Below are 5,488 nucleotides of genomic sequence, written 5' to 3'. Positions count from 1 at the left end.
CATGGGCTGTCACCCATGCCTGAACACATAGGGCATGTGGAGGGAACGCGGGGAAGTGAAACATCTCAGTACACGCATCGTGTACCGGGCCCCGCGGCGTTTCTCCTATGGCCGTGCGGCCCTCCGCCCGACTGGGGTCAGGCGGACTTCCGGCTGTCGCGCGGATGCACGGCGATGTTCATGGCGCCGGACCGAAGGACCGCCAGCCGCTCGGCCAGCACCTCCTCCAGTTCCTCGCGGGTACGCCGCTCCATGAGCATGTCCCAGTGCGTACGCGCCGGCTTGGCCTTCTTCTCTTCGGGGCCGTCTCCGTCCACCAGGAGTGCCTGGATTCCGCAGACCTTGCACTCCCACTCCGGCGGAATCTCCGCCTCGACCGAGAAGGGCATCTCGAAACGATGGCCCTTCTCGCATGCGTACTCCACGGCCTGGCGCGGGGCCAGATCGATGCCGCGGTCCGTCTCGTAGCTGGTCACCACGAGGCGCGTGCCGCGAAGAGCTCGCTCACTCATGAATCGTGCCTCCCGGGCTTGTCGCCCACAGGACAGGTGTCGCTGTCGTCGTCATCCGGTCAACGTCCGGTCGGCGGTAAAGATTCCCGTTCCCGGTCATGCGTCGCCCGTCGTGCCGCCCGTTTTTGTACCCACCATTGCCCGTTTTGTCACATCTGGCAGCAGATGTCACCTAACGTCTTCACCAAGTAAGCACGCAGTAACGGTCCGCCTGGCAGGCCAAAGGCGTACACTACCGCCCATTCACTTCCGCGTCTAAATCCGGGCAGGTACGGGGTTGCCCGCCTCGGCCACCGCGCGCCTCACCGGGACCCGCGCGAGCAGCACGGAACCGACGGCGAAGAAGATCACCAGGGAGATGATGGCATCCCGGTAGCTCCCGGTCAGCTGATACGCGAGACCGAACACCAACGGACCCAGCCAGCTCAGCCCCCGGTCGCTCATCTCGTACGCGGAGAAGTACTCCGCCTCCTTGCCGCGCGGCACCAGGTGTGAGAAAAGCGACCGCGAGAGCGCCTGGCTGCCGCCCAGGACCAGGCCGATCGCCGCCGCCAGGCAGAAGAACGCCACCGGCGCCCCGGAGGGCAGGAAGTAGCCGGCCGCCAGAATCGTCGTCCACACGCCCAGCGAGCCGAGGATGGTCCGCTTCGCCCCGTACGAGCGGGCCAGCCGCCCCATCGCGAGCGCGCCCGCCACCGCGAGGATCTGCACGAGCAGCACCGCGGTGATCAGCGTCGTCTGGTCCAGGCCGAGCTCCTCGGAGCCGTACACCGACGCCTGCGAGATCACTGTCTGGATCCCGTCGTTGTAGATCAGGTACGCCAGCAGGAACGACAGCGTCAGCGGATGCCGCCGCATGTCCCGCAGCGTCGCCGCCAGCTGCTTCCAGCCGCTGCCGACCGCACCCTCGCCGTGTCCGCCGTCCGCGCGCTCGGTCCGCCGGTCGCGCAGCCGTCGCAGCGGCACCAGCGTGAACGCGCCCCACCAGAGCCCGGCCGAGGCCAGACAGATCCGCACGGCCATGCCCTCGGACAGGCCGAAGGAGTCGTGGCCGGAGAACAGGACCAGGTTGAGCACCAGGACGAGCGCACCCGAGGTGTAGCCGAACGCCCAGCCGCGCGAGGAGACCGTGTCCCGCTCGTCCGGCTCCGCGATCTGCGGCAGGTACGCGTTGTAGAGCACCATCGACACCGACAGCGACGCGTTCGCCACGATCAGCAGGAACGCGCCGAGCAGATAGCGGTGCCCGTCCAGGAAGAACATCCCGGTCGTGGCCGCCGCGCCCACGTACGCCGAGGCCGCGAGCAGCGGCTTCTTCCGGCCCGTACGGTCCGCCGCCGCGCCGACCAGCGGCATCGCCAGGACGGCGACGACGATGGAGAAGGAGACGGAGTACGCGAAGAGGGAACCGGCCCGCACCGGGATGCCGAGCGGGTGGACGAAGCCGTCCCGGTCGGCCGCGGCCTTGGCGATCGCGGTCAGGTAAGGGCCCAGGAAGACCGTGACGACGCTGGTCGAATAGACCGAGCAAGCGAAGTCGTAGAAATACCAGCCGTGCTGCTCGCGCCGCCGGGCGGCCGGATCGGCGGCCTGGCCGTCGTCCCGCTGCTCGGTCGTGTCGACGTCGGTCAAGGCCGCGCCCTTTCGTTCGTCCCCGTGGGTCCCCGTGGTGGTCCGCGCGCTCAGAACCACAGTCCTCGGTCCGTGAGGACGTCGCGCAGCGTCTCCAGATGATCGGTCATGATGCCGTCCACGCCAAGGTCCAGGAGGGCGTGCATACGTTGCGGTTCGTTCACGGTCCAGACGTGGACCTGCAGGCCGCGCGCGTGCGCCTCCCGGACGAAGCGGCGGTCCACCACCGGGAGGCCCGCCTGCCGCTCCGGCACCTGCGCGGCGACGGCGCCCGCGCGCAGCGCCGCCGGGATCCCGAGCGAGCGCAGCCGGAGGCCCAGGACGCCCGTCACGCCGTACGAGGTCGCGAGGCGCGGCCCGGCGAGCTTGTGCGCCCGCGCGATCCGGGACTCCGTGAAGGAGCCCACGCAGACCCGGTCCCAGGCGTCCGCCCTGCGGATCAGCTCGACGAGCGGGACCAGTGCGGACTCGGCCTTCAGGTCCACGTTCCAGCGGGCCTCCGGGAACTCGTCCAGCAGGTCCGCGAACAGCGGCAGCGGCTCCTTGCCCGCCACCCGCGCCTGCCGGACCTCCGACCACGGCAGATCCCGGATCCGGCCCTTGGCGTCCGTGACCCGGTCCAGCGTCGAGTCGTGGAACGCGACGAGCCGGCCGTCCGCGGTGGTGTGCACGTCGGTCTCGAAATAGCGGTAACCGGCAGCGGCGGCCCGCCGGAAGGCGGCCGCCGTGTTCTCCAGGCCGTCGGCCGTGCCGCCGCGATGGGCGAAGGGGAGGACGGCCGGATGGTCGAGGTAGGGGTGGCGTTCGCGAGTCACGGGCGCAGTATGGCCTGCCCGGGTTACTCGACGGTAGACGGGCTGAACGCCGGAACCTGAAGATTGGATCCAACCTCCGGGATCGTGGATCCGGCGTCCTGGATCGTGGATCCAACCTCTGGGCTCGTGGATCCGGCGTCCTGGATCGTGGATCCAACCTCCGGGGTCGTGGATCCAGCCTCCTGGATCGCGGATCCAACCGCCCGGACATCGGATCCAGGATCCGGCTCCGCCACCGCGAACACCTTCAGGAAGAACTGCGCCAGCGGGCCGATCGACAGCGCGTACACGACCGTCCCCACGCCCACCGAACCGCCGAGCAGGAAGCCCGTCGCGACCACCGCCACCTCGATCGCGGTCCGGACCAGCCGGATCGACCGTCCCGTCAGCCGGTGCAGGCCGGTCATCAGACCGTCGCGCGGGCCGGGCCCGAAGCGGGCCGCTATGTAGAGGCCGGTCGCGACGCCGTTCAGGACGATGCCGAGCACCATCAGGGCGATTCCGGTCGGCAGGCCGTCCGTGCCCGGCACGAGCGCGAGGGTGCCGTCCATGGCGAGGCCGATGACGAAGACGTTGGAGACCGTGCCGAGGCCCGGCTTCTGCCGGATGGGTATCCACAGCAGCAGCACGATCGCGCCGACGATGATCGACACGACGCCGATGCTGAGTCCGGCGCGCTCGGCGATGCCCTGGTGGAGGACGCCCCAGGGCTCCAGGCCCAGGCCGCCGCGGACGAGCAGGGCCGAGCTGACCCCGTAGAGCGTGAGGCCGGCGTAGAGCTGGACGAGCCGGCGGGTGAGGTGTCGGCCGCGGAGACCGGAGGCGATGGACAAGGAAGTGCCCCCTTGGGTGATGGCGTCGACCAGGGCGTGGAGGAGGGCCCGGGTGGTGCGGGTGGACTGGCGCATGCCACTCTGTGGCTGGAGGCATCACGCCAACCATGGCCAATTCGCGGAAGGTGGACTGATATCCATGGCCCAGTGGACTTCGGCCGTGGGTGCGGCGCAGCTCGCCCGGCAGCTCCAGGCCCAGCAGACCAGGCCCGCCACCCCCGGCGCCCGCAAGCCGCCCGCCTACCGCGCCCTCGCCGACGGCATCCGGCTGCTCGTCCTCGAAGGACGCGTCCCGGTCGCGGCCCGGCTGCCCGCCGAGCGTGAGCTCGCGCTCGCCCTCACCGTCAGCCGTACCACCGTAGCCGCCGCCTACGAGGCGCTGCGCACCGAAGGCTTCCTGGAATCCCGGCGCGGCGCCGGCAGCTGGACCGCCGTCCCGGCCGGCAACCCGCTGCCCGCCCGCGGCCTGGAACCACTGCCGCCCGAGTCCCTCGGCTCCCTCATCGACCTCGGCTGCGCCGCGCTGCCCGCGCCCGAGCCCTGGCTCACCCGGTCCGTCCAGGGCGCCCTCGAGGAACTGCCGCCGTACGCGCACACCCACGGCGACTACCCGGCCGGGCTGCCCGCGCTGCGCCAGATGCTCGCCGACCGCTACACCGAGCGCGGCATCCCCACCATGCCCGAGCAGATCATGGTCACCACCGGCGCCATGGGCGCCATCGACGCGATCTGCCACCTTTTCGCGGGCCGCGGCGAGCGGATCGCCGTGGAGTCCCCGTCGTACGCGAACATCCTCCAGCTCATGCGCGAGACCGGCGCCCGGCTCGTCCCCGTCGCCATGGCCGAGGGGCTGCGCGGCTGGGACCTGGCCCGCTGGCGACAGGTCCTGCGGGACGCGGCGCCCCGCCTCGCGTACGTCGTCGCGGACTTCCACAACCCCACCGGCGCCCTCGCCGACGAGGACCAGCGACGCCAGCTGGTCGAGGCCGCGCGCTCGGCCGGCACGGTGCTCGTGGTCGACGAGACCATGACCGAGCTGTTCCTCGACGACGACCTGGAGATGCCCCGTCGCGTCTGCGCCTTCGACCCGGCCGGTGCCACCGTGCTCACCGTGGGCTCGGCGAGCAAGGCGTTCTGGGCGGGCATGCGGATCGGCTGGGTGCGGGCCGCGCCCGACGTGATCCGCGCGCTCGTCGCCGCCCGTGCCTACGCGGACCTCGGCACCCCCGTCCTGGAGCAGCTCGGCGTCAACTGGCTGATGCACACCGGCGGCTGGGAGCAGGCCGTGTCCCTGCGCCGCGCCCAGGCCCGCGAGAACCGCGACGCCCTGGTGGCCGCCGTCCGCAAGGAGCTGCCCGACTGGGAGTTCGAGGTGCCGCGCGGCGGCCTCACGCTCTGGGTCCGCACCGGCGGTCTCTCCGGCTCGCGGCTCGCCGAGGTGGGCGAGCGGGTCGGCGTCCGGGTCCCCTCGGGCCCGCGGTTCGGCGTCGACGGCGCCTTCGAGGGCTACGTCCGGCTGCCGTTCACGGTCAGCGGCCCGGTCGCAGAGGAGGCGGCCGCCCGCCTCGCCGCGGCGGCCCGCCTGGTCGAGTCGGGCGCGGGGGCGGGCGTGGAGAGCCCCCGCTCCTTCGTGGCCTGACGGCGGCGTACCCGGCAGGGCGTACGAAGAGGGCGGCCGCACCGATGACGGTGCGGC

At 71.6% G+C, this 5,488-nt stretch carries 5 protein-coding genes; 1 reads left to right on the top strand and 4 read right to left on the bottom strand.

The window, feature by feature from the left end:
- Positions 1-137: 137 nt before the first annotated feature.
- The 4 genes from ACWEJX_RS37270 to yczE all read right to left on the bottom strand — a co-directional run bounded on the left by ACWEJX_RS37270 (position 138) and on the right by yczE (position 3,792).
- Positions 138-512, bottom strand: a complete 375-nt coding sequence (locus ACWEJX_RS37270; RefSeq protein ID WP_389213013.1) for an RNA polymerase-binding protein RbpA — start codon at positions 510-512, stop codon at positions 138-140.
- A gap of 255 nt (positions 513-767) precedes the next feature.
- Positions 768-2,144: an MFS transporter gene (locus ACWEJX_RS37265; protein ID WP_451611844.1), complete on the bottom strand. Its 1,377-nt coding sequence runs from the start codon at positions 2,142-2,144 to the stop codon at positions 768-770.
- A gap of 50 nt (positions 2,145-2,194) precedes the next feature.
- The gene (locus tag ACWEJX_RS37260; RefSeq protein ID WP_451611843.1) at positions 2,195-2,959 is read right to left on the bottom strand and encodes a glycerophosphodiester phosphodiesterase; all 765 of its coding nucleotides are present in this window, start codon (positions 2,957-2,959) and stop codon (positions 2,195-2,197) included.
- A 23-nt stretch (positions 2,960-2,982) separates the two neighbouring features.
- Entirely contained in the window at positions 2,983-3,792 is an 810-nt protein-coding gene (gene yczE, locus ACWEJX_RS37255) for a membrane protein YczE (RefSeq protein WP_451611845.1), read from the bottom strand.
- Positions 3,793-3,931: 139 nt separating this feature from the next.
- Between yczE and ACWEJX_RS37250 the strand changes: the two genes are divergently transcribed.
- Positions 3,932-5,431, top strand: coding sequence for an SCO1417 family MocR-like transcription factor (locus ACWEJX_RS37250; RefSeq protein WP_451611842.1), 1,500 nt, complete (start codon positions 3,932-3,934; stop codon positions 5,429-5,431).
- Positions 5,432-5,488: the final 57 nt, after the last annotated feature.

The sequence above is a fragment of the Streptomyces sp. NPDC004788 genome (assembly GCF_053601115.1).
This window is presented reverse-complemented; position numbering and strand designations above follow the sequence as displayed.

Coding starts and splice junctions, on each gene's coding strand:
- ACWEJX_RS37270 (WP_389213013.1), bottom strand. CDS start 512: ATGAGTGAGCGAGCTCTTCGCGGCACGCGCCTCGTGGTGACCAGCTAC.
- ACWEJX_RS37250 (WP_451611842.1), top strand. CDS start 3,932: ATGGCCCAGTGGACTTCGGCCGTGGGTGCGGCGCAGCTCGCCCGGCAG.